Source organism: Chryseobacterium sp. G0162, from assembly GCF_003815715.1.
Lineage (GTDB): Bacteria > Bacteroidota > Bacteroidia > Flavobacteriales > Weeksellaceae > Chryseobacterium.
In genome coordinates, this window is the sequence record NZ_CP033922.1 from 3385835 (window position 1) to 3412699 (window position 26865).

Consider the following 26865-nt stretch of genomic DNA (forward strand, 5'->3'; position numbering starts at 1 on the left):
TTGGAAAATTGATTGATTTATGAGAAGTTTCTTTAAAAATGTTTTGGCAAATATAGTAGCAATAATCATACTTTGCGCTGTGTTTTTCGTCTTTTTTATTATGATGCTTGTGTTTAGTTCTATGGGAAGCGACAAGTCTGTGGTAGTTAAAAAGAATTCGGTTCTAACTATTAATGTAAAGACTAATATAATAGACAGCCCTACAGAAGAACAAATGGATCTGTTTGGTTTAGGCAGCCAAAATAAGAATGTACTCCTGTATGATGTACTTGAGGCCATTAATAAAGCTAAAACTGATGATAATATTAAAGGGATCAGTATTGAGATGGATGACCTGAATGCAGGACTCACTCAAATTGACGATGTTAGAAATGCTATTGAAGATTTCAAGAAAAGCGGAAAGTTTGTATACGCTTACGGAAACGGAGTTTCTCAATCTGCTTATTATCTGGGATCAGTGGCAGATCAGTATTATCTCCATCCAGCAGGAGGTATAGAATTGAAAGGACTTTCTACTGAGGTTACATTCTTTAAGGATTTTGCAGACAAATATGGTATTGGAATAGAGGTGATCCGTCATGGTAAATTTAAGTCTGCGGTAGAGCCTTTCTTAAGAAATGATATTTCTCCGGAAAATAAAGAACAGCTAAGTACCCTGTTGAATGACCTTTGGAAAAATACATCTTATAAAATGGCAACTTCAAGAAAAATTGATACTGCTCAATTCAGAACGATTGTTGACAGCTTATATGGAATGATCCCTGAGCAGGGGGTAAAATATAAATTGGCAGATAAGCTTATCCAAAAATCAGAATATGAGGATATGCTTAAAACGAAGTTGAATGTAAAAGATAAAGAAAAACTGAATAAGGTCTCTTTAACCAACTATATCAGTTCTTTAACTGATGAAGATAAGTCAGGAGAAAAAGTGGCTATATTATATGCTTCTGGATCTATCAATAATGGTGATCAGTATAATGATATTCATTCTGAGAAGTATGTTAAGTATATTAAAAAGCTTCAGGAAGATGATAAAGTAAAAGCGGTTGTATTCAGAATTAACTCTCCTGGAGGAAGTGCGAATGCTTCAGATGAAATTTTATTTGAATTGCAGCAACTGAAAAAGAAAAAGCCATTGGTAGTTTCTTTCGGTGATTATGCAGCTTCAGGTGGTTATTATGTAGCGATGGCTGCAGATAAGATCTATTCTGAGCCTAATACACTTACGGGTTCTATTGGAGTATTCGGAGTATTACCTTATTATAAGGATATAGCCAATAAGAATGGTATCCGTGCGGATGTTGTGGCCACCAATGCTAACTCAATGTATTATTCAGGATTAAACGGAGTAACTCCTTATGGAGTAAACATGATGACGAGAAGTGTGGAAGGTACTTATAAAAGATTTGTACATTTCGTTACTCAAAACAGAAAGAAAACATTTGAGCAAATTGATAATGTAGGTGGTGGTAGAGTATGGAGTGGTGTTCGTGCAAAGGAAATCGGTTTGGTAGATGAATTGGGGACGCTTAACGATGCGGTGAAGTTTGCAGCACAGAAAGCAGGAGTGAAATCTTACTATGTAGAATCTTATCCTAAGAAAATGAGTCCATTCGAGCAGATCTTTAAAGATCTTAATGAAGAAGATGTTTCTGCAAGAATCATCAAAAATAAAATTGGAAAGGCGAACTATGAAATTTTACAACAGATTACAGACAAGAAATTACAGTCTGAGGTAAAAATGGAAATGCCTTACCAAATCAGAATCAACAACTAACTAAATTATATTGTACAAAAATCCCGGATCTGAAATTTCAGATCCGGGATTTTATTTTTTTTATCAGCATTACATTAGCTTTTCTTCGTGGCCATTCCGTAAATCCAGAGGACAATTAAAGCTCCTCCGATGGCAAGAATCCAGCTTCTTGGATTCCAGAATGAAGTAACATCTCCCCAATGTAGAATGTAAACTCCTATAGCTCCTCCTACAAATGCTCCTACAATTCCTAGGATAATAGTGATTAGCCAACCTCCTCCTTGAGTTCCCGGCATAATCATTTTAGCGATTGCACCTGCAATAAGACCGAATAAGATCCATGTTATAATTCCCATAGTTGCAAATTTTTTAATGGTTAATATTTAAAAATGATTTGTTTTACTAATATAAGGGAAAACATGATGTAAATCATCTTTTCTTGAAGAATGAGTCTACAAATTCCGTACCATTGAAAAGCTGCAGATCTTGCATTTTTTCACCTACTCCTATATATTTTACTGGAATTTGGAACTGATCTGAGATCCCGATAACAACACCTCCTTTTGCTGTTCCGTCTAATTTTGTTACGGCTAAAGCATTCACTTCTGTTGCTGCTGTAAATTGTTTAGCTTGTTCAAATGCATTTTGCCCTGTAGAACCGTCAAGTACCAATAAAATCTCATGAGGAGCATCAGGAATCACCTTTTGCATTACTCTTTTAATCTTGGAAAGCTCATTCATCAGGTTGATCTTATTATGAAGTCTTCCTGCAGTGTCAATGATAACAACGTCTGCATTTTGAGCTACGGCACTTTGTACGGTATCAAAAGCTACAGAAGCAGGATCGGAACCCATTTCCTGTTTTACAATAGGAACACCCACTCGTTCGCTCCAGATAACAAGTTGGTCAACAGCTGCAGCTCTGAAGGTATCAGCAGCTCCAAGAACTACTTTTTTACCTTCGGATTTAAACTGGTGAGCCAGTTTTCCAATAGTGGTTGTTTTTCCAACTCCGTTTACACCTACTACCATAATGACGTAGGGTTTTTTAGAAGTATCAATATTTCCTGTGCCTGCATGAGGATTTTCAAGCAGTAATCCTGAAATTTCTTCACGAAGAATAGCATCCAGTTCGTTCACTCCAACATATTTGTCGCGGGCAACACGTTCTTCAATTCTCTCTATGATTTTAATGGTAGTGGAAGCGCCTACGTCAGAGGCAATCAGTACTTCTTCCAGATCATCCAGAACTTCATCATCTACTTTGCTTTTACCGACTACGGCCTTCGTCATTTTTTCAAAGAACCCCTGGCTGGATTTTTCCAATCCTTTATCCAGTGTTTCTTTTTCTTCCTTTTTGAAAATATTTTTAAACCAACTCATAGTTTTAGTTTATTCTTATCTTTTGTTTTTAATCACTGCTGTGGCTTCTACTTCTATCAGTACATCATTCCTGAAAAGCTTATTGACCTCTACAAGGCTGCTTACGGGAGGATTCTGAAGATTGACATATTCATCCCTTATTTTTCTGAAATCCGGGGTTTTTGAGATGTCTGTGATGAAGATAGTCAGTTTGACGATATCTTTCCCTGTACCTTCATACTCCTTCAGAATATTTTCAATGTTTTTGAAAATCTGATGGGTCTGTTCCTCTACATTATTTCCCACCAGGTTTCCTTTTGAATCTAAAGGAACCTGACCAGATAATAAAATCATTCTGGAAGTACCGCAATCAATGCTTACTGATTGTGATAATCCCGGGATGCTGAAAACTTTTGGTGAACTTTTGTATACTATAGGATCCATCGTTTTCTGACTGAATGAAAATTGAAAAATAACTGTGCCTATTAGTACAAGAATCTTCTTCATATTTCACTGATTAATAATCTGGTGAACAAAGATAACAAAAAAACTACCCAAAATATGAGTAGTTTTTTATATTGTAAATAAAGTATTGATTATTTTTTCAAAAAACCATCTACTTCATCAGCATTCATTACTTTTTCTTCGAAAACGTAAGCTCCTGATTTAGAAGACTTCACCATTTTCACCACTTTAGTCATTTTCTTAGACCCAGTTTGTAGGGTTGCTACTACTTTCTTTGCCATGGTAAGTTATTATTTAAAAATTACTTAATTTCTTTGTGAAGGGTAGATCTCTTAAGAACAGGATTGTATTTTTTCAATTCCAATCTCTCTGTAGTGTTCTTTTTATTTTTTGTAGAAATGTATCTAGACATTCCTGGCATACCGCTTTCTTTGTGCTCTGTACATTCAAGGATTACTTGAACTCTGTTTCCTTTTTTTGCCATGATTTATTAATTCTTTTTAATCAATCCGTTTCTTGTAGCTCTTTCAATAGCTTCCTCGATTCCAATCTTGTTAATCACTCTCAATCCATGAGCTGATACTTTCAGTGTAACGTGCTTATCTTGCTCTGGAAGGTAAAACTTCTTCTCTAATAAGTTAATTTCAAAACGACGCTTCGTTTTGTTATTAGCGTGAGAAACGTTGTTACCAACCATTGCACGCTTTCCTGTTATTTGGCAAATTCTTGACATATCTCGATGTTCTTATTTGTATAATATTTGAGAGTGCAAAATAACGAAGAATTTTTTAGATAGACAAATCTTTTGGAAAATATTTGTAAATAAGTGACTGATTATAAATATTGATTTTTTAAAATATTCGAATTTTCGGGATATAGCAGTAAATCAGTGCTGATATATTTCATACCCGTTTTTTTTTAATCAAAAAAATTAATATTCTATCTTTGTTTTTAATTAATCTAAATAAAAATTATGAAGAGAATTTATATTCTATTGTCTATGCTGCCTGTTGGTTTATGTGCTCAGAATTTTACGGAGATACAGACCGGGATGAACAATTTTTATTTCTCAGCTTCTGATATCGCTGATGTAGATAATAACGGTACACTGGATATTGTAGTCAATGGAGCTATAGATTCAGATGGGGATGGAAATCCTGATGCTACCTATAATGAAGTGTATCAGAATACAGGAACAACCTTTCAGCCTTATACGGACCTGGGTGGAGATGTAACACATTTGGGGGATATAAAATTCATCGACTATAACAATGATGGGTTGATGGATATTATTTCTACCGGGTTGAGCTATATGGATATTGTAAACTATAAGCATTACCGTTTTAAAAATACCGGAGTAGGCTTCACAAGAGAGGAGGAGCTTCCGGGAAAAATTTATGGTTCGTTAGAGGTTTTTGACTTCAATCATGACGGAAAGCAGGACTACGCCATCAATGGAACTCAGTTTGCGCACGGAGGAGGTTTTAGAAATACGGTTGATTTTTATAAGAATACAGGATCGGGCTTTGATATGACTGAAAATTGGGCTGATGGAACTCAAAATGGAAGCTTTAAAATGGTAGATCTTAATAATGACCAGCTTTTGGATATGGTTATTATAGGCTCAGATATTAACGGTGATCCGGTTTCTAAAGTATATATTAATCAGAATGGAACATTGGTTGATACCCAGGCTCTTGATTCTTTAATTTCAGGAAAACTGGAAGTGGCTGATTTTAATGCGGATGGTTTCCAGGATATTGTAGTGGCGGGTAAAGATGCCAATGATGACCCTTATCTTGCAGTTCTGATGAATGACGGAACCGGTAATTTAATCACTCACCAGATCACATCAGAGGTTTCTGAAGCCTCCATAAGTGTTGGAGATTTGAATAATGATGGATATTATGACTTTATGATTGCCGGAGATATTAATTATAACGCTGTTGTAAAATCCTATTTATATAATACATCCAGTCAGACGTTTACAGAAGGAGCTGTCACTGGCTTACACAGCTTAGGAGGCCCGGGAACGATGCAGCTGTTTGATTTTAATAATGATAATCATTTAGATGTCCTGTTAAGTGGATTTGATTGGGCAGGTCAGGACAATCCATCTTTGACAAAGGTTTTTAAAAATAATTCTACAGCGCAAAATGGAAAGCCAATGGCTCCAACACACTTAAATCTGACTAAAAACGGAAACCGATTTAACTTTACATGGAGTGGGGCAACAGATGATAAAACTCCAGTTAACGCGCTACGTTATGAAATTAAAGTAGGATCTACACCAGGTTCACAGAATATTGCCAAATATATTGTAACAACTCCTTCATGGTTTCTGGATCTTGATCTGTCTGTTCAGAATGTATACTGGAGTGTAAGATCAATTGATGCTTCAAAGGTATATTCTGATACATCTGCACAAGGAACATTGGCAACGAAAGAGAATATGATCAATCGTGAAAAAGACTTTGTTATATATCCGAACCCAACTTCTGATAAAGTTTATATAAAAGGGGAGAAGGTTTCAGAAGCTGAGATCTATTCAATGGAAGGCCGAAAGCTGAATGTGATTTTAAACAGAGATCAGTCTATTGATGTATCTCATCTTCCTAAAGGGGTATATTTATTAAAACTGAAGATAAAAAACGAAATAACCACTAAAAAAATTACTATTAAATAAATAACTGAATCATTTATTCTATCTTGAGAGAAGTCAGACGTCCAGCTGGCTTCTCTTTTTTTTGTTCTGATAATCTGTTATTATCGTGAAAAAGATTGATTTGATGGAAATGATGCTAAAAAGTTTCCCGCAGATCTCACGGATTAGGCAGGTGTTTATGGATAGCGGTATGATAATAAGCTTGTTTTCTCATGGATTACAGGCTTCACATAGATGCTTTTGTGAAAATTATGATATTGAGTGCCTGCTAAATAAAAAAATCTGCGTCATCAGCTTAATCAGTGAGAGTTTACTATCTCTTAGATCTTGCAGATAACGCAGATTATATTTTTTCAGTATAAAAATCAGTGTGGCTGATATTCAAATACTAAGCTTTTTTGATTTTTGCCTGAAATCTTTTAATCAGATAATAGAATAATAAAAATCCTAAAGCAAATATTGAAAATCTCGAAAGAAGATCTCCTGCTCTTGAGTAAAATGTCATCCCTTCATAAAGATTGATCTTTGAAAATAATGCGGTTTGGTCTCCGTAGAAGGTATCTGCTATCACTTCTCCTTTAGCATTGATATGGGCTGAAATTCCACTGTTGGCAGCACGGGCAATTTCTCTTCTGGTTTCAATAGCTCTTAATTTTGCATAAGATAAAAGCTGCTTGTGTCCTTCTGTAACGCCCCACCAGGAATCGTTGGTCATAATACCCAGAAAGTTAGCCCCCTTCTTTACATAATCAGTGACAAATTCCCCATAAATACTTTCGTAGCAAATAATAGGCGCCATTTTTCCTTTGTTGTAAGGGTTGGAAAAGGCCATTCTTTCTTTATCTGTCCCTAAAGAAGCAACTGTTCCTCCTAAATTCAGCATGGCATCCCCTAAAATAGGTTTTAAAACATTCATGTAAGGGAAAATTTCAACACCGGGAACCAGTTTTCCTTTGTGATAGACCTGAGTTTTTTGCTGTGGAGCAAGCTGAATAGCGGTGTTATAGCTTGCTACCCAAACTCCAGGATTGATCTGGTAAGCTTCTTTTGGTAGTGCTGCGGGATCAAAATACAAACGGTGTGAGGAAATTCCTGTTGCAAAAACAGATCCGGGATGTCTAGATAAAAAGTCCTTGATATTATTTAAAAGTAAACTCTTTTCAATGCCTGTTTCAGAAATAGAACCTCTGCCAGGCAGAGATGTTTCCGGGGCAATATAGTAATCTATTTTTGTTGTTGAATTTTTTTCGGCCAGTGCCAAAAGATCCTGTTCAATCGTTAAGCTGTCTTTTGAATATTTTTCAGCATAAGGATCAAGATCAGGCTGAAGCATCAGTACATTGACCTGCCCGGATGGCTTTTCATTAAAACCATTATATTTAATGATTGAAATTATCATTGGAACAGCAATTAAAGCTACTATAATTGATGAGTTTTTAATCAAGTCTTTTTTCTTTCTTCCGGCTTCCCATGTTCTTACAGTATAGAAAATGAGAACGTTGATTAATAAGATCCAGAAACTTCCTCCCGTAGCTCCTAAGGTATCATACCATTGAATCAGTTTTGGATAATCTGAAAACACATTCCCTAAGTTCAGCCAGGGCCAGGTAAGTTCCCAGCCTAAGTGGAATTTTTCAAAGCTCATCCAGATGGCGATAAAGAATCCTAATCCCCAATAGGTTCCCTGTGCATTTTTATACCAATGATAACATTGGAACACTAAAGAATATAAAAGTGAATTGACAAGAACCGGGAATACAACAGCCATCAGAGAGTGACTGCCATCCGGGTTTTTAGAGCCATAGAGCCATCCTGTAGTTACAATATTCCAGATAACAAAGCAAAGATAAGATAGCCCGAAGATCATCCAGCTTTTTCTTTTATAGTCTGAAAATTTTGAAATTCCATGTTCCATCATGAGAAGAGGAACGAGGGCAAAAAATATAAAAAACGGAACTCCATAAGTAGGCCAAGAGACCGACAGCAGCATTGCTGAAATAAGTGTTAGCAGAACGTATTTCATTAAATTATTTTAATATACAAATTTAATGTTTTTGAAATGAATATATTAGCATCCGATGTTAAAGAAATTATATAAAATTGTTATTCTTCCTTACACACTGTTTCTGCTTTATCTGATGTTTTTTGGAATGGGCAGGTTTCAGTATGAGGATAACCTGATTACGGTAGAGCCTGTGTTTTCCACCATAAAATTTATCCAGGGTGCAATGTCATGGAAGGATATTGTTATTATTGTGGTGGGAAATATTGTGATGTTTATTCCTTTTGGTTTCCTGGGCTGGATTTTTCCAAAACTGGAAGATTTGAAATCTTTGCTTTTTACTTTTATACCAGCCATTACCATTGTGGAAGGACTTCAATATTTTACAAGAATGGGAATATTTGAGGTAGATGATATCCTCCTGAACACGTTTGGAGTGTATTTAGGATGGCTGGTATGCAGGTGTATTGAAAGAAGATTTAGCTATTGAGTTCTTTTGCTCTTTTTTCAGCATTTAAAATTCCCAGTTTTAGAATTTCCTTAAAGCTGTTTTCTTCAAAAGTTTTCAAAGCGGCTTCTGTGGTTCCACCTTTGGAAGCTACATCTTTGATCAGTTCTTCAAGGTTCTTTTCAGAATTATTGATGAGATGATAAGCTCCCAGCATGGTTTGTTTTACAAATAATTTAGAAAGGTTTTCTTCAATTCCCATTTCGATTCCTGCTTTAATCATGGCATCAATAATATAGTAAAAATAAGCAGGTCCACTTCCGGAAAGTGCAGTAACGCCATCCAAAAGATTTTCATCTTCTAAATAAACAGATCTCCCGGTACTGTTTAATAATCTTTCAATATTGATAAGCTGGCTGAAGGAAATACCATCTGCAGCCGTATAACCTGTAATTCCCATTCCCAGAAGGGTAGGAGAATTGGGCATTGCTCTTACAACGAGTGGATGGTTTAATGATTTTTGAATTTTCTCAATATTAATTCCAGCCATAATGGATAGAACCATTTGATTATCCTTTAAGGTAAACTTAAAATTCTGAACAACTGTCTGGAAATCCTGTGGTTTTACGGCAATGATAATTAAGTCTGCATCCAGCTCTGTAACTTCATCAAAGGTGGATGTTTTTGATTTGGGAAATTCACCTGCCATTTTAGAGATTTTAGTCTGGCTTCGGGTAATCAGGTGAAGGTTTTCCGGTTTAATCAGTTCATATTTCAAAAATGATTTTGAAAATGATAGTCCCATGTTTCCGGCTCCCAAAATAGCTATTTTCATATTGGCGTGTTTATTTCTAACGAAATTAATGTTTTTTATCGGGATGAGGAAGAGATGGGAAGCTGGGAGGTATTATAGTATTTTCAGCAACAAAAAGGTCCGGCCAATGCCGAACCTTTTTATTTATTCTACCGGAAATTCAGGTCGTCTCATTTTATATTTTGTGCCTGAAAGAGCTTCAAGGAAGGAAACCAAAGCTTTTTTCTCTTCTTTGGTGAGCTTTAAGGGTTTTAATAAAGGATCAGTTACGGGATACAGCGGATCTTTCTCTTTTGCTTCAGGAGAAGGATCTATCATGTGCATTCCACTGTTGTATATATTTACGATCCCTTCCAATTCTCCGAAAAAGCCATTATGCATCCATGGTTGAGTAAGCATCAGATCTCTTAACTGAGGGGTTCTGAATTTTCCTACATCTTCAGGTTTTTTGGTAATATTATACAATCCGAGATCTTCGTATTTTCTTTTGTAATAGGTAAGGCCAATATTGTGGAAAGATTCGTCTGTAAGATTTTGGCCGCTGTGGCAGTTCATACAGCGTGCTTTTGTTCTGAAAACATGCATTCCATAGATTTCTTCATCAGACAATGCATTGTATTTTCCCTCCAGGAATTTATCAAAACGGCTTGGCTGGCTTTTAATGGTTTTCTGGAAATCAGCTATTGCTTTTACAATTCTGTCATAAGTTACTTTCTCATCACCATAGGCATTTTTGAAAAGAGGTTTATATCCCTTTATAGCCTGGATTTTTGCAGGTAATGTTTTCACATCCATTGCCATTTCATGATGGGCTCCCAACGGACCGGCCGCCTGCTCTTCAAGCGTTTTTGCTCTTCCATCCCAGAAAAATGACTGTCTTTCTGCTATATTATACAAAGATATTGTATTTCTGTTTCCAAGAAGATGATTGTTCCCTAATGCTACCTGTCTTCGGTCTGACCAACCCATTTCAGGATCGTGACATGAGCTGCACGAAATCTGACTGGATTGGGATAATTTTGGATCAAAGAATAGCATTTTCCCCAGAATAACACCAGGCTTATCCTGTTCTACAAAAAATGTGGAGTCTCTTTTAATAGGGGAAAATTCTTTCCATTTTACACCATGATCAATATCCGGTTTGGGCCATTCTGAGATTGCTTTTTTATAACTTTTTACAATATCTTCGATGGTAGGGTCCTGAAGTTCCAGTAAATCCCGATTTACCTTAGGTGTAAAGCTTAATAAAGTCAATACAATACCCCCTAATCCCCAATATATTAATTTTTTCATGTCTAAAATGTTATCCCTATGCTTGCCGCTGCAAAATTATTGTTTTTTTCCTGGATTTTTTGTGTCTGGTATTGTGCACTTACAAAGAATGCCGGTAGTTTATCTAATTTAAAGTCATATCTCAGAACTGCTCCAAAAGCATTAATATCACTGGCCTGGAACATGTAGTCCTGTAATACCCATTCATCAACCGCCGGATTTGCTGTTGTGCTTAAAGCATTGATAGATTGGTTGACCATTCTTTTATAAAAATACGGCTGGAATGTAAGCATCTGATTATTATTAATCTGCTGTTTGTAATCAGCATTAAGTCCGAAATAAGAATATACAAATTTCTGTCCTGAATTTGGGTAAAGCCTGCGTTCCTTGATTTCTTCATATCCAAAAAACGGAACTGCTGTAATGGAGAACCTTTCCTGGTTATATTGGTAAAAACCTTTGACGGTTGCAATGTAATTATCTCTGCGGTAAGCTTCTCTTTTGAAGATTTGAGTCATTATGGAAGTATTCATTGAATACCCATATTCAGACCCTGTTTTTCGGGAAGAAGTATATCCTGCTAATAATCCGATACGGTGTTTTTCGTTAATATTAAAAAATTTAGCTCCTTCCAATTTAAATTCCTCATTTTTCAAGTCAGAAATGTCATTGTAGGTATTGGAGCCATCATTGTAGCTTTTAATGTTGTTCGCTTTTCCTATAACAGCCTGAAGGTAGAAGTCTCTTCCTTGTTTGTTGGAGATCTGGATTCCTCCTTTATAAGCAAATTCTTCAAAAGTATTGGTAGGACGTGTTCCTCCGTTAAACAGATAGTTAGAAAAACCAAGTCCAGACATGAGGTATACATAAGGTCTTCCCAGAAGACTTTGAAACTGAATCGAATTATTTTGGGTGTATTTGTTGAATTCACCAAAAACTCCGGCTTCATATTCTCTGAAGATTCTGTAATTCACACCGGCATTTATTCTCAGGTCTGAAGTTTTACTTTCCAGTCTGGGATCTTTTGAACGATAGCCCATCTGTGCAGAATAACTTATCTGTCCGGCAACAGTCCATCGGTCCATTTTCTCAAGGTATCCTCCGGCAAACTGATAACGCTCCAGATTTAATTTCCCTCCAACAGAGTCTGAGGTGATGTAAGGAGCGATACGTTCATAATCTAATGTTTCGTTCCACTTTACAGAACTCATTTTTAAGTTCTGATAGCTTGCACTTCCCCATACAGATCGGTTAGGTTTCAGCTTTTGAAAAGACTGGGCTTTTATCATCAGTCCTTTGCTGCCATTTCCTAATTGTTGACGGTAAGCATTTTCTTTATTGTCCTGATAACCGACACTGAATTCTGAAAATGAAGAAGTACTATAACCCGACATAGATGCCGGGTTATAGTAAAAGTTATTTTTAAAATCTCTTTCCTGATTGTATTGATTATTGAGCGTTTTGAATAGCCTTATACTATCCTGAGCTTTTATATTAAAAGAAAAGCCAATCAATAACAGGCAGAAAAATGTTTTTGTATGTAACATAATTTGCTGTTGAATATCGAACTGTATTTTAGTGAACGATACCATCTTTTAAACTTGGTTGAGCATCTTTTACAAAGTCATTAGATGAGTTGTTGGTATCCAGATAAAGGTTTTTACCATTAGTCATCTGTCCGTTTACCTTACGTCTTACCGATTTTCCGAAACGGGTAGGATCTTTATCAATAGTTCCTACGGAAGTCCATCCACCATCAATACTTGCAGAAGTCAGGGTATGAGCAAATTTTGAAGAGATACTGTTGTTGACTCCGTCAATAATCCATGAATTAGGAATGGAATAAGCTTTTTTTGCAGTCACTCCACCAGCACTGTTGATATAAGTATATTCATAGGTGTATTTTTGAAGGAAGCTTTCTTCATTTTCTCCGAATGGGAAACGAGCAATTACATAACTTTCAAAACCACGGTCGTGTAAAAAGAACATGTTAAAGTTCATTTGTGAATAGATCACTTTTGCATTTGGAACAGCTGGGTTGTCTACCTGTCCTAATGCCGGGTTGTTTGAAGGATATTCAAAGTTGGCATTGTGAAGGTCATATGCTGTACTGGTCTGAGCCTTATGATTGATCGCATTGTCTGCAATAACGATGAAATCTCCTGGCTGTACAGGATATTCGGTGCCAGCACCTGGTAATACCATTACTGCTTTTACCGGGAATGACAGGTTAGCATTGTATGGAGTAGGGTTTTTGTCTTCTACAGTAAGAAACTCAGACTGCCCGATGATTAGTTTATCAGCATATAAAACCTCTTTGGTGTTATTGGTCAATTTAAAATAACGCCCAGAGTTATAGTTTTTACCTTCTGCTGTTTTAATCCCTGTAAAGAAAACTTCTTCAATGATAAAGTCATCATGGAATTTCTTAATAATAATTGGAATAGTAAGGTTAGTAGCAGATAGAGCAATATCGGTTTGAGCCATAGCTCCAGCTGATACTTCTTCATTACCGGAGATTACGGCACCGTTTACTGTAATTTTATAAGAGCCATAAGGTAAAGGCAAAGAATAAGTGTTCACATTTTTAATGGTTTCTCTTCTTATGGCACCTGTATTTACTTCTCTGATCTCAAGATCCAAACTCTTGTAAGACGAAATATTTTCACCTGAAAAAGTTAATGTTAAAACTCCATTTTGCGTAGTTGTTGCTCCGAAATCATCACTTGTACATGATGTTACTGTAAATGTCGTAGCCATCATAGCGGCTAAACTTAGTAGTAAAACTCTTTTTTTCATGTTATTTTTTTGATATATATTAAAAATTGTAGTTTAATTCCATTCCAAAGTAAGGACTGTTACCTCCTTTTCTGTAAACTTTTACATTGTTGAAAGTATAAGGGGCACTATAGTTGAAAAGTCTGTTAACAAATAATGAGGTGCGAAGCGCCTTATAAATACTTTTGGTAACTTTAATATTTCCTGCCATGGTAAAAGTGTAAAGTCTATCCAGATTATCAGAAACTGAAACGCTTCTTACCAGCCACTGCTTATAAGTATCTGTTCTGTCTGCTTCTGTAAAAGGATGTACCACTCCGTCTACTCCGTAATAAGAAATAGGTTCAGCAATTCTTCTGTCATTTCTGCTATAGTCATATAAGCTTCCTTGTATAGAAGCTGAAATAATCATATCCAGACTTGGGAGATAAGTGTCTATAAGCAAATTATAGTTGAGGTTTGAATTCACATAACCATAATCAGATTTATAGATTCCATAATAAGGATAAGCTTCTGTTCCGATAGAGGCGGTAGGTCTTTTAATAACAGGTGCTGAATTTCTGTATTGGGTTTTGAACCATGCTCCGGTGAAAGTGAATCTTGTATTGATGGCCTTGATTCTTGGTGAGGTATATCCAAATTCAATTCCTTGCTTTAACGTTTCGCTTCCGTTTTCTGTAGTGGTGTACTGCCCAAAAACAGTTTTAACTTCATAGGGAACATTGGTTAAATCCGGTCCGTTAGGGGTCCATTGGGTTAAATCTACCTTTGTGTTATCATATTGTTTATAACTTTGAACAGTAGTCTGATCCATATTTCGGAAACCATTGTTCATATTTTCTTTAAAGTAAGTCATAAAGAATTCATGATTTCTGTAAGAAAGATCTAAACGAATTTCCTTTTTAATGCTTTTAGCTGCTTCAAGTTCTTTATTTTCCCTTGGCTGTACATAGGTCATGAAATTTACATATCGATACTGTTCATCATTATGATAGTGATTCAGCTGAGTGTAATCCCAATATTCTTTGTTTGGATAAAGCATCAGCAGTGTAGGCTGTTTGTAGAAAAGACCATATCCTAAGGTAACATCTGTTTTTAAAGGATAGCCATTAATGATGAGGTGGGGCAGACTATACTGGAAATTCAATCTTGGTTCAGCAAAAACTTTTTTACTGATCGCATAAGAATTGTCAATCCCCAGATTTTTTGATAATCTCAATCCTGCATACAAGGTGAATTTATGTTGATTGAGAGCGTAGCTCATTTGATCGCCTAAAAAAGCAGCTAATAGGCTGGAAGCAGGAATATCATTGTAAGGTCTTGGCCTTGCTATTCCTGAGTTGGCAGAAGGAGGCGTTTTCATATCATATTGCATCCCTTTACCATTATTTTTTGAATACCTCCAATCAATCCCAGCTTCATATTGATGAGTAATTCCAAATGTTTTCTTGGTTCCGTTTGCCTGTAAAAAAGCAGTGATATCCAAAGGTTTTCCTTCTGTAGAAAATTCAGTGATATAACGCAGATTCGGATAATATCCTACATTCTCGCCTTGTTCTGTAGCCAAAGAAAAAGAGCGGGGACCGGATAGTTGAACCAGTTTTACTTGTTCTATTTTTTCAAATCCCTGGCGGATAGCTGTATTTAAAGTTAATTTGTTGAAAAAAGAACTCTTATCCAGCTGATAGATAAAGTTATTGGTTATGCTGATTCTTTTATTATTCGATTCATACTTATCTGTTGAAGGGTAGCCATTATCCGGATCATATTTTTTATTATCGATATTAGTGGAAAAATCAATAGTAGATTTCCACTCCAATGGTCTTGACCATAGCGTTGAAATTTTCTTTGAACGGATAGATGCAGTAATACGCTGGTAAGTTTCAAAATCATCAGTAGGATTAGCCTTTGAATCTAGGTAATCTGCACTTGCGCTCAGTTGCCACTTATCAGTAATTTTAAAGCCTTTGCTCAGATAATACTGCTTACTAAAACCGTCCGCTTTAAATCTTGCCTGAAGGGGAGAATCTTTTATTCTACGTTCAATTTTTATCAATCCTGAAGTAAGATCTCCGTAAGCTGCTGAAGGAATACCCCGGATTACTTCTACTTTTTCAATATCATTGGTGGATATGGTTCTCATATCAACTCCGGAAGTAGATGTTTCTCTACCTTTTGGGCCTTCTGCAAATTGCCTGTTATCTACCGAAATCTGCATATCTGCGTTGGAATTGATGATGTTATCATCAATCATGAATTGTACTCCAAGAGATGAAGTATTGTATTCATTTCCGCTATAGCCTGCTGTATTTTCTCTAAGAGTCGCTCTATTATTGTAGTTTAAGACGGGAGCTTTCGAAAGGCCGCCGGGAAGAAGTTCCATAAGGTCGGTGAAACTTGAAGGCTGTAAATGTTGCATAGCCTGTCTGTCAATAACAGACTTGGTGGTTAACCCTTTTCCTTCTTTTGAAAATACAACCACTTCTTCCAGTTTATTAATAGGCTGAAGCTTAATGGTAATATTTTGAGCGGAAGTAAGCGTAATGTTAAGCTCTTTTTCCTGGAAATCAGGATGAAGAACTTTCAGGTGATATTTTCCATTGGGAATAGAAATATCTGCATTTCCATTTTTATCAGTAGTCAAAGAGGTTTGATTGACGGTGATGGAAGCCCCCCTTAATTCTTTATTGTTTTCATCAAAAACAGTAATGTTCAGTTGCGATTTTTCATTTTGAGCCTGTATAAACTGTAGGCTGAAAATAAAAAAGAAAACAAAAAATAAAGATCTTTTCATTTTTATTTATTCTAAATAAGCAGGCTGCAAAATTATAAAATATAATGATGCTGACCAATGATTATTTAGAATAATTTAAAATAAGAAAACAAAATTCTGGAAAATACCCGGAACTTTGTTATATAATCTGAAGTGAATGTTATATAATATTCACTTCCCGTTCCAGCTCTATTCCGAATTTTTCTTGCACAGAGTTGATAATTTCAGTGGAAAAATCAAAAATTTCCTTTCCGGTTGCTTCTCCGGTTGCATTGATGATAACCAATGATTGAAGTTTGTGTGAAGCAACATTTCCAATTTGTTTGCCTTTCCATCCGCATTGTTCAATCAGCCATCCGGCAGGTACTTTTACCATATTGCCATTAGGATATCCTTGGATATTTTCAAACTTCTGTTTTAGTTCTTCAAACTGGGCTAAAGGAATCGTTGGGTTCTTGAAAAAGCTTCCGGCATTTCCGATTACTTTAGGATCTGGTAATTTACTTTGTCTGATATTAATAACAGCTTTTGAGACATCCTGAATGGTAGGATTTGTAATTCCCAGGTGCTTCAGTTCAGAAATAATGGCACCATAGGCTGTTTTGATGTGATGGTCTTTTTGGGTAAGCTTAAAAGTCACTTCCAGAATAATAAATCTTCCTTTTCCTTCCTGCTTGAAGATAGAATCTCTGTACCCAAATCTGCATTTTTCAAGGTCGAAAGTGGTAAGCTCAAGATTTTCCAAATCCAATACCTGGCAGTTGACAAATACATCTTTTATTTCCGTTCCATAAGCTCCGATATTTTGCATAGGAGAAGTTCCTACATTCCCGGGAATTAAAGAAAGGTTTTCTAATCCGCCGTAATTTTTGTTCAGGCAGTACATAACGAATTCATGCCAGTTTTCACCTGCTTTGGCTGTAACCAGAATTTCATTTTCATTGACTTCTTTTTCAGTAATTCCTTTTAAATTAAGTTTAATAGCAAGGCCGTCAAAATCTTTTGTCAGTAGAATATTACTTCCTCCTCCTAAAAATAAAAGCGGCAGGGTGTTTTCTTTTGAGAAAGTAAGTGCATCTTTTAATTCTTCGATGCTGTTTATTTCAACAAAGTATTTTGCTTGGGCATTCACACCAAATGTATTGTAAGGTTGTAAGGAAAAATTTTCTTGCATGTTTTATTTGTATTCTTTGGGAAGAATGTTGTCTAGTTGTTCTTTAAGCAGTTGAAGTTGTTTGTAATGTTCCGGATCGGCAAAAGAATTGACATAGAAATGAGCTTTCTTAGCAGTGCGTATCTGAAAAGTTTCATCAATACCATCTACAGACTGTTGGCTCGGTGAACTTTTTATATAGTCAAGATCTTTAACATTGATTGAGGAGATGAGCTGCTTCCAGGTATCAATAGATATTGCTGAAGCCCATTCCTGGTGAGTTTTGTTGGCCGTAGCTCCTTTTTCTGCAAAAATAGAGTCTTTGGTCACTTTAATAATCCTGTACTCACCCATAGTTCCTCCGATATGAGATAGCCTGATCAATGTTATTTCATTTGAATTTTTAGAAGTTGCAGGCTGCTCTGGTTTTTTGGTATCACAGGAAAAAAATGCCGACAGCAAAAAGATCGGAAATATGAGTTTCAGATATACATTTTTTGTTGTCGGCATCATGTATAATTTATAGGCTGAATTCTGCTCTATACTGTTTTAAAGCATCTTTCAGAATTTCAACACTTCTTTTAAGATCTTCTTCTTTCAGGACGTAAGCAATTCTTACCTGTTTTTTACCTAATTCAGGATCACTGTAGAAACCTCCGGCAGGAGCTACCATAATCGTTTCTTTGTTGTTAGAATAAGATTCAAGCAACCACTGTGCAAATTTTTCAGTATCATCTACCGGAAGCTCAGCAACACAGTAGAAAGCACCTCTTGGCTTAGGGCAGATTACCCCTGGAATAGCATTTAAAAGGTCTACTAAAACGTTTCTTCTGTGAGTATATTCTTCTCTTACCGCTCTGATATAAGCTCCGTCATTTTGATGAGCCGCTGTTGCTGCGATCTGTCCCAAAAGAACAGGGCTTAATCTTGCCTGTGCAAAAAGGATCGCTGCATTACGGATTTTTTGAGAACGGGTAACCATACATCCGATTCTTACCCCACACATAGAATAACGCTTGGATTCTGAATCAATAACGATGCAGTTTTCTTTCAGTTCAGGGAAATCAAGGATAGATATCTGTTGTTTTCCATCATATACATATTCTCTGTATACCTCATCAGAGATGATTACAATGTCATATTTTAAAGCAATCTCAGCAAGTTGCTGAAGTTCTTCACGGGTATAAAGGTATCCTGTAGGGTTACCTGGGTTACAAATGATGATTGCTCTTGTTTTTTCTGTAATCTTTTTTTCAAATTCTTCAATTGGAGGAAGGGCAAAACCTGTATCAATGGTAGATGAAACAGCTACTACATTCACATCAAATGTACTGGTGAATCCATTGTAGTTAGCATAATAAGGTTCAGGAATAATTACTTCATCTCCATCATCGCACAACGTTGAAATGGCAAAGTTCAACGCTTCAGAACCCCCATTGGTAACAATAAAATTGTCAGGAGTAAGATCAGAGAAGCCTAAAGAATGGTAATATTCTGTAAGGGCGTTTCTGTAGTCTAAATTACCTTCAGAAAGTGCATATTCCAATACTTTAAGATCAATATTCTTTAAAGCATTTAATGCTGTTTCCGGAGTTTCAATATCAGGTTGTCCGATATTAAGGTGATATACTTTTATTCCTTTCTGTTTTGCTTGTAACGCAAAGGGAACCAGTTTTCTTACCGGCGATGGCGGCATATGCAGTGCTCTGTTTGAAATATTCGGCATTGTTCAAAAATTTGTATGACAAAAATAGGATTTAATTTCTCAATAATAAAATTAAGAATAAGAAGAAACGGCTTATCATCTCCTCTCAGAATTGATAATTTTATTGATTTTACTGTCAATAGTAATGAAATTTTAATTAATTGTTGATTATTTATTAAAAATAATATTTTTATATTGATATTTTCATTAAATTACCATCCAAATGTGAATAAAATGACAATAAATTTATTTTTTAGAGCTTTTCCTGCTATAGCTCTTTTTTCAGCAACGGCCATGATGGCTCAAAATTTTCAAACGATGCCCATTGCATCCGGATTTACAGCTGATGTAATTGCTAATGGAATAGGATCGGCATCGGTTTCTACAACGTCTGATGTAGACGGGGTGTCTTTTGCTTTTGTGGCGAAAGATTTTAAACTGACTTCTACCAGTACTCCTCTCACGTATGGTCTTCCTGTAGACGGAATCATCAATTCAGTTGTAGCTTCTACTCCCGGACTTTCCTATCAATTGGGAGATTTAAGTGCTAATAACTCTTTAAAGCTAACTTCAAGCGGGCAGAACGGAACTTTGGTGCTGACTACTCCAAAAGCTGCTGTTAAACTGTATATGCTTGCCACGAGTGGTAGTGGAACATCAGTTGTAAGTGCTACAGTGACTTTCACAGATAATACAACTCAAACATTTTCCAATATCAGTCTTTCAGATTGGTACAACGGTTCTAATTTTGCCATTCAGGGAATTGGAAGGATTAATAGGGATAACGATAATCTGGACCCTAGCAGTAATAATCCAAGACTGTATCAGTCTGTTTTGAATATTGATGCCGCCAATCAGGCTAAGCCAATACAAAGTATTACAGTGACTAAAAGTTCAGGAACCGGTATTCCTAATATATTTGCTTTCTCAGCAGATGCTTTTTCAGATTGTATGGCACCTGTTACAGATGCTGCAACAGGAATAACTTCAAATACTGCACAAATCTCATGGATAGTTCCGGCAAGCAATCAAACCACAAGTTATGATATTTATTATAGCACAAGTTCAACTGCACCTGCGAGTAATGCCAATCCTAATCATTCCAATGTTACAGGAACTTCTTATACCCTGAATAACTTATCTCCAAGTTCAACTTATTATTATTGGGTAAGAGCCAATTGCAGTACAGCAACAAGTAAAAGTGTATGGTCTCTTGCTAAATCATTCACAACACAATGTGGTGCACTAGTGCCTTTCTATACTAATAACTTTAGTAGTTTTCCTGGATTATGCTGGGCTAATAATTTAGTAGGAGGAGATCCGGCTACTGGGCCATCAGGTACAGGTAGTTCTTATTGGGGATCACGTAGCTTTTTAAATACTTCAGCTAATGGACCTTCAGCATCTATGAATTTATATTCTTCTGATAGAACAGGGTGGCTGAAAACGGGAGCTTTTAACCTCTCAGCAGGAGGATATAAAGTGAAATTTAATTACGGAGTCACTACCTATTCAGGGACGGCTTCTTCTTCAATGGATAGTGATGATGTTGTTCATTTCCTGGTTTCCAATGATGGTGGAACTACATGGATGATTCTGCAAACCTGGGATGCAAGTAATTCTCCATCTAACACATCAAATGAATATACCTTCGATCTGGCTAACTTTACTAATGCAAATACTATATTTGCTTTTTATGGAAGTACAGGATCACAAGATGAAGACTTAGATTATAATTTCTATGTGAAGAATTTCACCATTGAAAATGCTCAACTAAGTACCTCGGAAGTAAGCCGTCAGGAGAAAAAAGTATCCGTTCATCCGAACCCGTTTAAGGATATCCTGTATATATCAGACACAAGAGATATTAAGTCTGTAACCGTAACAGATACTACAGGAAGAACAGTAAAAACGATGGAAGGTTCTGCGAAAGAACTTGATCTAAGCAGATTAAATTCGGGACTGTATTTTGTAACGATTTACTTTAAAGACGGATCTCATTCTACTGTAAAAGCAATCAAGAAATAATTTTTTAGTGTAAATAAAGTTGAGCGGCGGTGCATTGTTGTACCGCTGCTTTTTTATAATGTGAGGAATCGTAATGCTGTAAGAAGGAAGTCATCAAAGTTTTAAAATCATGTAATCCAATTATATTGATTTATGATACTTTCAGCAATGATATGTTGAATCGTAACTTCCAGCCTCCCTCTTTCAGCTTCTTGCCTAATAATCAATATTTTTTCTTAATTTAAACCTCTAAAACTCACTGAAAATGCAAATTATATCAAACTCTCTGGAAGACTATCTTTCAAAGATTCCGGAGGAAAGACAGGAATCCTTTAAAAAACTTTTTGATGTGATTAATGACAATCTTCCAAAAGGTTTTGAAGAAGCAACCAATTATGGAATGCTAGGCTGGGTTGTTCCTTTGAAAACTTACCCTGCGGGGTATCATTGTACACCAGGAAATCCTTTACCCTTTATCAATCTGGCTTCACAAAAGAATTTTATAGCATTGTACCACATGGGATTGTATTCCCGTCCCGAACTTTTGGATTGGTTTGTTGCTGAATATCCTAAACATTCCAAGAAAAAGCTGGATATGGGAAAATCCTGTGTACGCTTCAAAAAGCCGGAAGATATTCCTTTTGATTTAATAGCAGAGTTGAGTGGAAAAATGACGGTAGAAGATTGGATTGGCATTTATGAGTCTCAGTATAAAAAGTAAAGGAAGAAAGTTGGAATCCGGAGGTAATTGGATCATTACTGACATCTTTAAGTCTTTTGATGGAAAATAATCTCAATTTAAGACATTAAAATTGAAACCTCAGTTGTTTGTTAATTGGATAAGGTTCGATGCTCATTTTAAAATTTGTTATTTGGTAGTGTTATTCTGAATGTAACAAATTAGAAATGAAGAATCTAACTATTTACGGGACTCTTCCTACGTCAGAATGACAAGAGGTATAAATAAAGGAGATATAATTGTCAAATTTTATTTCAAAAAGCCCTGAGATCTATAAGATTCAGGGCTTTTTTTGAATGAGGAAGACTGATGTCATTTGGTTTATTTGTTGAAGACTGGGAGTTAGAGAAAGGAAGTTAGGAAAGTTCTTGTCGTGCTACTGACTTTCTTTCAGCCTTTTAATGGAATCAATTCTCAATTTTGAAAAGGTTAATTAATAGGAGTTTGAGTTATTTTCCGACTGAATCAACCTCCATCTTCCAACTTCCTTTCTTTTAAAAATTAATATCCCAGATTCCAGCTCTGCGTTCCAGCTCGATCAAAGCTGTTGCATTATCTGCAAGGGCCTGATAATAATCTTTTCTTACTCCATTATAGGTTCTTTGAGCATTCAGTACTTCGAGAATAGAGCTTTCTCCTCTTTTGTAACTGTAGGTGATGCCATCCAATATACTTTTCGCTTCAGTAAGCATTCCGTTATGAAATTGTTTTACCTGTTTCTGGGTGGCTATGTATTGTTGATAAGCCTGCATGACTTCAGCCTGTATTCCCTGTTCTATCTGATGGTATTCAAGTTCTGCCTGTGAGTGAGCCATTTCTGCTATTTTCACGCCTGCATTTCTTCTGTTGGAAAACTTCAAAGGAATACTGAGCCCTAATTTTACTGCATTTACAGTTGGTGAGGGAGCTATTTCATTCGTAGCTTCAGTGTGACGTTCTGCCCCGGCATTGATGCCAAGATCTATTTTTCGGTTTGCTTTTTCAAGGTTGATCTGGCTTTTGGCTACTTGCGTATTCTGTTTGGCAGCCAGTAGGTCTGCTCTTGTATTTAATGCCTGAATGATCAGATCATCAATATTAAAATCTCTATTGAAAGCATTAAAGTCCCCGGCAACATCTCTATCTGTTATTTTGCCATCGCTGAGAAATACAGCTAATCCTGTGATTGCTTGTTGCTCTGCGCTTTCTGCCTGATATATCTCATTGAGAAGGGAAGCAGCCTCCAATTTACTCTGTTTTGAAGTGACCAGAGATATTGTTCCCAGGCGATAACGTATGCTGTCAGATTTAGCAAGCTGTAGAATATTTTTATAAGAATCCTGCTGTACTTCGAGGATTGCTTTAGATTTTAATGCTTCCAAATAACCTAAAGTAGCATCAGCACGAAGATTTCTGAAAAAATCCTGTAATTGAATTTTGCTTAATTCAGACTGATCCTTAGCCAGGTTTACTCTTGCTTTTCTTTTGCCTCCCAGTTCAAGGGTCCAGCCAATGGAAGCTCCATATACGTATCCCATATTTTCTTTAATCCCATTATTGGTTGTTTCTAGATCCAATTGCGGATCCGGAAACATACTTGCTGTCTGAATGGAAGCTTCTGCCATGCCTATATTGTACTTTTGAGCGGCATATCCCAGATTTTTCTTTCCGACAAGGCTTAGATATTCTTCAAAATTCAGAACTTCTTTTTCCTGTGCCTGTACCTTATTCGTCATACTGAGTAATAAGGTCACTCCTATGATAAAGTATACTCTAATTTTCATATGTAAGTGCTTCATCTGATTCTAAATTTTGTTTTTCGTTGCGACGTTCTGCCATAAAATAGATAGCAGGAAGAACGAATAGTGTTAAAATAGTAGAGAACATTAATCCATACACAATGACAGTAGCCAACGGTCGTTGTACATCCGAACCGATTCCGGTTGCTAGTGAGGCGGGGAATAATCCGATTACTGCTACTGTTGCGGTCATCAATACCGGTCTGAAACGATCCTTTGCTCCTTTAATGACAGCAAGTTTCAAATCGTATCCTTTTTTACGGAGGTCATTGATATGGGAAATCATAATCACACCATTCTGAATGGCGACTCCGAAAAGGGCAATGAATCCTACGGCAGACGATACGTTCAAAGACATTCCACGTATATTAAGAGCAAGCATTCCTCCAAATAATGCCAGCGGAACAATAGACATCAATACCAATGCCTGTTTGAAATCTCCAAACGCTCCATACAATAACAGGAACATAATAGCCAATGCCAAAGGAACAATAAAAGCCAATCTGGAATAAGCCCTATTTTGATTTTCAAACTGTCCGCCCCATTTAATCTGATACTTTTCATGGTCATATTTGATGTCTTTTTCAATCTTGTCCTGAGCCTTTTTCAGGAAAGAAGAAAGATCTGTTCCTCTTAAATTCAGTTTAACGGTAAGATGCCTCTTGTTCATTTCACGGGTGATGGTACTTTCTCCGGTACTTAATTTTACTTCAGCAACCTGAGATAATGGAATTTTTGCCCCTGAAGCTGAGGTGAGCATCAGGTTTCCTATTTTATCAAGAGTATCACGGCTGTCTTCAGTGTAACGGCAGGAAATATCATACACTTTATTACCGATAAAGATTTGCGAGATGGCTTTTCCGCCTAAAGCGACTTCAATAAGATCAGCCACATCAGCCACATTTAATCCATATTGAGCAATCTTGTCTCTGTCTGCAATAATCTGCAACTGAGGTAGAGGAGGTTCCTGGTCAATAGCAAGGTCAGCAGATCCCGGAATTTTGTTTAAGGTAGATAATACATTTTCAGCAATTCTTCTGGTTTCTTTGAAATCTTCTCCATATACTTTTACAACAAGTTCACTGTGTGCCCCGGAAATTTTATCCATTACTCCATCAATCATCGGTTGTGAGAATCCTACTGTAAACCCTGGCATTTCTTTGTAATCAGCAGCTAATTCTTTAATGAGGTCTGCTTTGGTTTTCCCGGATGGCCATTGATCGTAAGGTTTTATTCCTACAGAAACTTCAAAGTGAGAAGCGGTCCATGGATCGGTTCCGTCATCGTTGCGGCCAGCCTGAACCATCATATAGGTAATTTCAGAATGTTTTAATGTTTTGGCACGTAGGGTATCGCTCATTTCTTTTGCTTTGGCCAGGGAAATACCCGGAGGTAACTGTACCTGTAGCCAGATAGAACCTTCATCCAGCTCCGGAAGGAAGTCTTTTCCTACAGTATAAGAAAGCACTCCTGCTGATAATAAGACGATGGTTACCGGGATCATTACTTTTTTAGGGGTTAGCATTATTTTTTCGATTCTTTTCCCATAGGCTGCACTTATTTTTTCAAGCCATTTGTTGTGATATATTTTTTGTGGTTTCCGATAGATCACATAAGCCAGACCTGGAATAAGGAGCAATGCTACTGCAAGAGCACCCAGTAAAGCATACCCTACTGTAAATGCCATCGGCGTAAACAGCTTTTTCTCTACTCTTTCGAATGCGAATAGTGGAAGATAGGCAGTGATAATAATGATGGTAGAAAAGAAGATAGGTTTTGCTACTTCAATTACTCTTTGGGTAATTGTTTTCTCTTCTAATGCTTCTTCAGGGTTCTCTTCCCTTTTTTTCAGAATGGTTTCAAGCATTACAATGGCTCCGTCTACAATAATCCCGAAGTCAATAGCTCCCAGCGAAAGAAGGTTAGCAGGAATATTGGTAAAATGCATTAAAATAAATGCAAATAATAAAGAAAGCGGAATGGTAATAGCGACCAATAAAGCACCTCGCCAGCTTCCCAGGAATACTATCAGGACAATAATAACGAGTACAATTCCTTCAGTAAGGGTATGGGAAACCGTGTGAAGGGTAGTACTTACAAGGTCTGTTCTGTCAAGGAAAGGATGAATTTTTACACCGGGAGGAAGCGTTTCATTGTTTAATTCATCAATCGCCTCATGAACACCTTCCAATACTTGTGATGGGTTTTGACCTCTTAATAAGAGAACAATTCCTTCTACACTTTCAGGATAGTTTCGTTTTCTGTCTGTATATCCCAGAATTCCTTTTCGTTCCAGATTTCCGTATTTCAATGTTCCTACATCATTCAGGAATACCGGAACCCCGTTTTCAGTTTTTACTACAATTTTTCCAAGGTCATTTAAATCTTTTACAAGACCTATTCCCCGAATCACATACGCTAAGTTTCCACGGGGAAGCATACTTCCTCCGGCGCTCACATTATTTTTTGAAATGGTTTCGGTAACTTCTGATAATGAAAGACCATACTGTTCGAGTTTATGAGGATCTAATTCCACCTGAAATTGGGTAGTAATTCCTCCAAAATTGGTCACATCTGCAATCCCTGAAACCTGTTTGATGCGCGGAATAATTACAAATTTTTGTAAATCTGTAAGTTCCCGCAAACTATGATTATTACTTTCAATAATATAACGGTATACTTCGCCGATAGGAGAGGTGAGAGGATCAAGACCAGGCTGTGCACCATAAGGAAGAGTAACATCTGTAAGCCTCTCTTGAATACGTTGTCTCGCCCAATAGTCGTCTATCCCATCATCAAAAACCATGGTAATCATGGAGAGTCCAAAGGTACTTTTGCTTCGCATAACATGCATTCCAGGAAGACCATTAAGAGCCCTTTCCAAAGGAATGGTAATTTGTTGTTCTACTTCTTCAGCAGCCAGCCCGGGAACCTGGGTAACCACCTGCGACGTTACATCAGCGATGTCAGGATAAGCTTCTACGGATAATTTGGTCCAGGAATAATAACCAAAGAACCCCAGTAAAAGGAAGAGTGCCAACATCAGCCACCTCTTCTGTATAGAGATTGTCAAAAGTTTTTTCATGTTCTTAATCGATATTATGTACAGTACAGATGTGTATTGTACTTTTTACATCAGTTCATTTTA

22 protein-coding genes are annotated in these 26865 nt (G+C 36.6%); 5 read left to right on the plus strand and 17 right to left on the minus strand.

Annotated features, from left to right (window positions below; translation table 11 throughout):
* Nucleotides 1–19 precede the first annotated feature (19 nt).
* The gene (gene sppA / locus EG344_RS15355) at nt 20–1777 is read left to right on the plus strand and encodes a signal peptide peptidase SppA (RefSeq protein WP_123910162.1); all 1758 of its coding nucleotides are present in this window, start codon (nt 20–22) and stop codon (nt 1775–1777) included.
* 74 nt (nt 1778–1851) lie between these two features.
* Here sppA and EG344_RS15360 read toward each other — a convergent pair whose 3' ends face one another.
* The 6 genes from EG344_RS15360 to rpmB all read right to left on the minus strand — a co-directional run bounded on the left by EG344_RS15360 (nt 1852) and on the right by rpmB (nt 4316).
* Nucleotides 1852–2112, minus strand: a complete 261-nt coding sequence (locus EG344_RS15360; protein ID WP_123910163.1) for a GlsB/YeaQ/YmgE family stress response membrane protein — start codon at nt 2110–2112, stop codon at nt 1852–1854.
* 73 nt (nt 2113–2185) lie between these two features.
* Nucleotides 2186–3139 carry a signal recognition particle-docking protein FtsY gene (ftsY, locus tag EG344_RS15365; protein ID WP_123910164.1) on the minus strand — a complete coding sequence of 318 codons (954 nt, stop codon included), beginning with the start codon at nt 3137–3139 and terminating at the stop codon, nt 2186–2188.
* 15 nt (nt 3140–3154) lie between these two features.
* Nucleotides 3155–3625: a RidA family protein gene (locus tag EG344_RS15370; protein WP_123910165.1), complete on the minus strand. Its 471-nt coding sequence runs from the start codon at nt 3623–3625 to the stop codon at nt 3155–3157.
* 89 nt (nt 3626–3714) lie between these two features.
* Nucleotides 3715–3864 (minus strand): DUF4295 family protein, encoded by a 150-nt coding sequence (locus tag EG344_RS15375; RefSeq protein WP_065395045.1) that lies wholly within the window; start codon nt 3862–3864, stop codon nt 3715–3717.
* A 20-nt stretch (nt 3865–3884) separates the two neighbouring features.
* Entirely contained in the window at nt 3885–4067 is a 183-nt protein-coding gene (gene rpmG, locus EG344_RS15380) for a 50S ribosomal protein L33 (RefSeq protein WP_027373683.1), read from the minus strand.
* A gap of 6 nt (nt 4068–4073) precedes the next feature.
* On the minus strand, nt 4074–4316 hold the full coding sequence (gene rpmB, locus EG344_RS15385) for a 50S ribosomal protein L28 (protein WP_002976757.1): 243 nt from the start codon (nt 4314–4316) through the stop codon (nt 4074–4076).
* Nucleotides 4317–4556: 240 nt separating this feature from the next.
* On the opposite strand from rpmB, the gene EG344_RS15390 reads away from it, so the two are divergent.
* Entirely contained in the window at nt 4557–6269 is a 1713-nt protein-coding gene (locus tag EG344_RS15390) for a T9SS type A sorting domain-containing protein (protein ID WP_228412746.1), read from the plus strand.
* A gap of 367 nt (nt 6270–6636) precedes the next feature.
* Here the strand turns inward: EG344_RS15390 and lnt are convergent, their stop codons facing one another.
* Nucleotides 6637–8271 (minus strand): apolipoprotein N-acyltransferase, encoded by a 1635-nt coding sequence (gene lnt, locus EG344_RS15395; RefSeq protein ID WP_123910166.1) that lies wholly within the window; start codon nt 8269–8271, stop codon nt 6637–6639.
* 55 nt (nt 8272–8326) lie between these two features.
* Between lnt and EG344_RS15400 the strand changes: the two genes are divergently transcribed.
* On the plus strand, nt 8327–8740 hold the full coding sequence (locus tag EG344_RS15400; protein ID WP_123910167.1) for a VanZ family protein: 414 nt from the start codon (nt 8327–8329) through the stop codon (nt 8738–8740).
* On the opposite strand, the gene proC is transcribed toward EG344_RS15400, so the two are convergent.
* The 8 genes from proC to EG344_RS15440 all read right to left on the minus strand — a co-directional run bounded on the left by proC (nt 8730) and on the right by EG344_RS15440 (nt 19214).
* Nucleotides 8730–9533 (minus strand): pyrroline-5-carboxylate reductase, encoded by an 804-nt coding sequence (gene proC, locus EG344_RS15405; RefSeq protein ID WP_123910168.1) that lies wholly within the window; start codon nt 9531–9533, stop codon nt 8730–8732. The two genes, EG344_RS15400 and proC, sit on opposite strands and share 11 nt — an antisense overlap.
* A gap of 123 nt (nt 9534–9656) precedes the next feature.
* Nucleotides 9657–10805, minus strand: coding sequence for a cytochrome-c peroxidase (locus EG344_RS15410; protein ID WP_123857529.1), 1149 nt, complete (start codon nt 10803–10805; stop codon nt 9657–9659).
* Nucleotides 10806–10807: 2 nt separating this feature from the next.
* Nucleotides 10808–12331, minus strand: a complete 1524-nt coding sequence (locus tag EG344_RS15415; protein ID WP_123910169.1) for a DUF6850 family outer membrane beta-barrel protein — start codon at nt 12329–12331, stop codon at nt 10808–10810.
* 28 nt (nt 12332–12359) lie between these two features.
* Nucleotides 12360–13583 (minus strand): DUF4876 domain-containing protein, encoded by a 1224-nt coding sequence (locus EG344_RS15420; RefSeq protein ID WP_123910170.1) that lies wholly within the window; start codon nt 13581–13583, stop codon nt 12360–12362.
* 19 nt (nt 13584–13602) lie between these two features.
* Nucleotides 13603–16356, minus strand: coding sequence for a carboxypeptidase-like regulatory domain-containing protein (locus EG344_RS15425; protein WP_123910171.1), 2754 nt, complete (start codon nt 16354–16356; stop codon nt 13603–13605).
* A gap of 139 nt (nt 16357–16495) precedes the next feature.
* Nucleotides 16496–17509, minus strand: coding sequence for a UDP-N-acetylmuramate dehydrogenase (gene murB / locus EG344_RS15430; protein WP_123910172.1), 1014 nt, complete (start codon nt 17507–17509; stop codon nt 16496–16498).
* A 3-nt stretch (nt 17510–17512) separates the two neighbouring features.
* A complete protein-coding gene (locus EG344_RS15435; protein ID WP_123911833.1) occupies nt 17513–17998 on the minus strand; it encodes a hypothetical protein in 486 nt (161 codons plus the stop codon).
* Between the two features lie 10 nt (nt 17999–18008).
* Entirely contained in the window at nt 18009–19214 is a 1206-nt protein-coding gene (locus EG344_RS15440) for a pyridoxal phosphate-dependent aminotransferase (RefSeq protein ID WP_123857523.1), read from the minus strand.
* Nucleotides 19215–19427: 213 nt separating this feature from the next.
* On the opposite strand from EG344_RS15440, the gene EG344_RS15445 reads away from it, so the two are divergent.
* Entirely contained in the window at nt 19428–21221 is a 1794-nt protein-coding gene (locus tag EG344_RS15445; RefSeq protein WP_123910173.1) for a T9SS type A sorting domain-containing protein, read from the plus strand.
* A 244-nt stretch (nt 21222–21465) separates the two neighbouring features.
* Nucleotides 21466–21921 (plus strand): DUF1801 domain-containing protein, encoded by a 456-nt coding sequence (locus tag EG344_RS15450; RefSeq protein ID WP_123910174.1) that lies wholly within the window; start codon nt 21466–21468, stop codon nt 21919–21921.
* A 512-nt stretch (nt 21922–22433) separates the two neighbouring features.
* Here the strand turns inward: EG344_RS15450 and EG344_RS15455 are convergent.
* Both EG344_RS15455 and EG344_RS15460 read right to left on the minus strand, forming a co-directional pair.
* Nucleotides 22434–23702, minus strand: a complete 1269-nt coding sequence (locus EG344_RS15455) for a TolC family protein (RefSeq protein WP_123910175.1) — start codon at nt 23700–23702, stop codon at nt 22434–22436.
* Entirely contained in the window at nt 23692–26802 is a 3111-nt protein-coding gene (locus EG344_RS15460) for an efflux RND transporter permease subunit (RefSeq protein ID WP_123910176.1), read from the minus strand. The genes EG344_RS15455 and EG344_RS15460 overlap by 11 nt, the downstream gene beginning before the upstream one ends.
* Between the last annotated feature and the right edge of the window lie 63 nt (nt 26803–26865).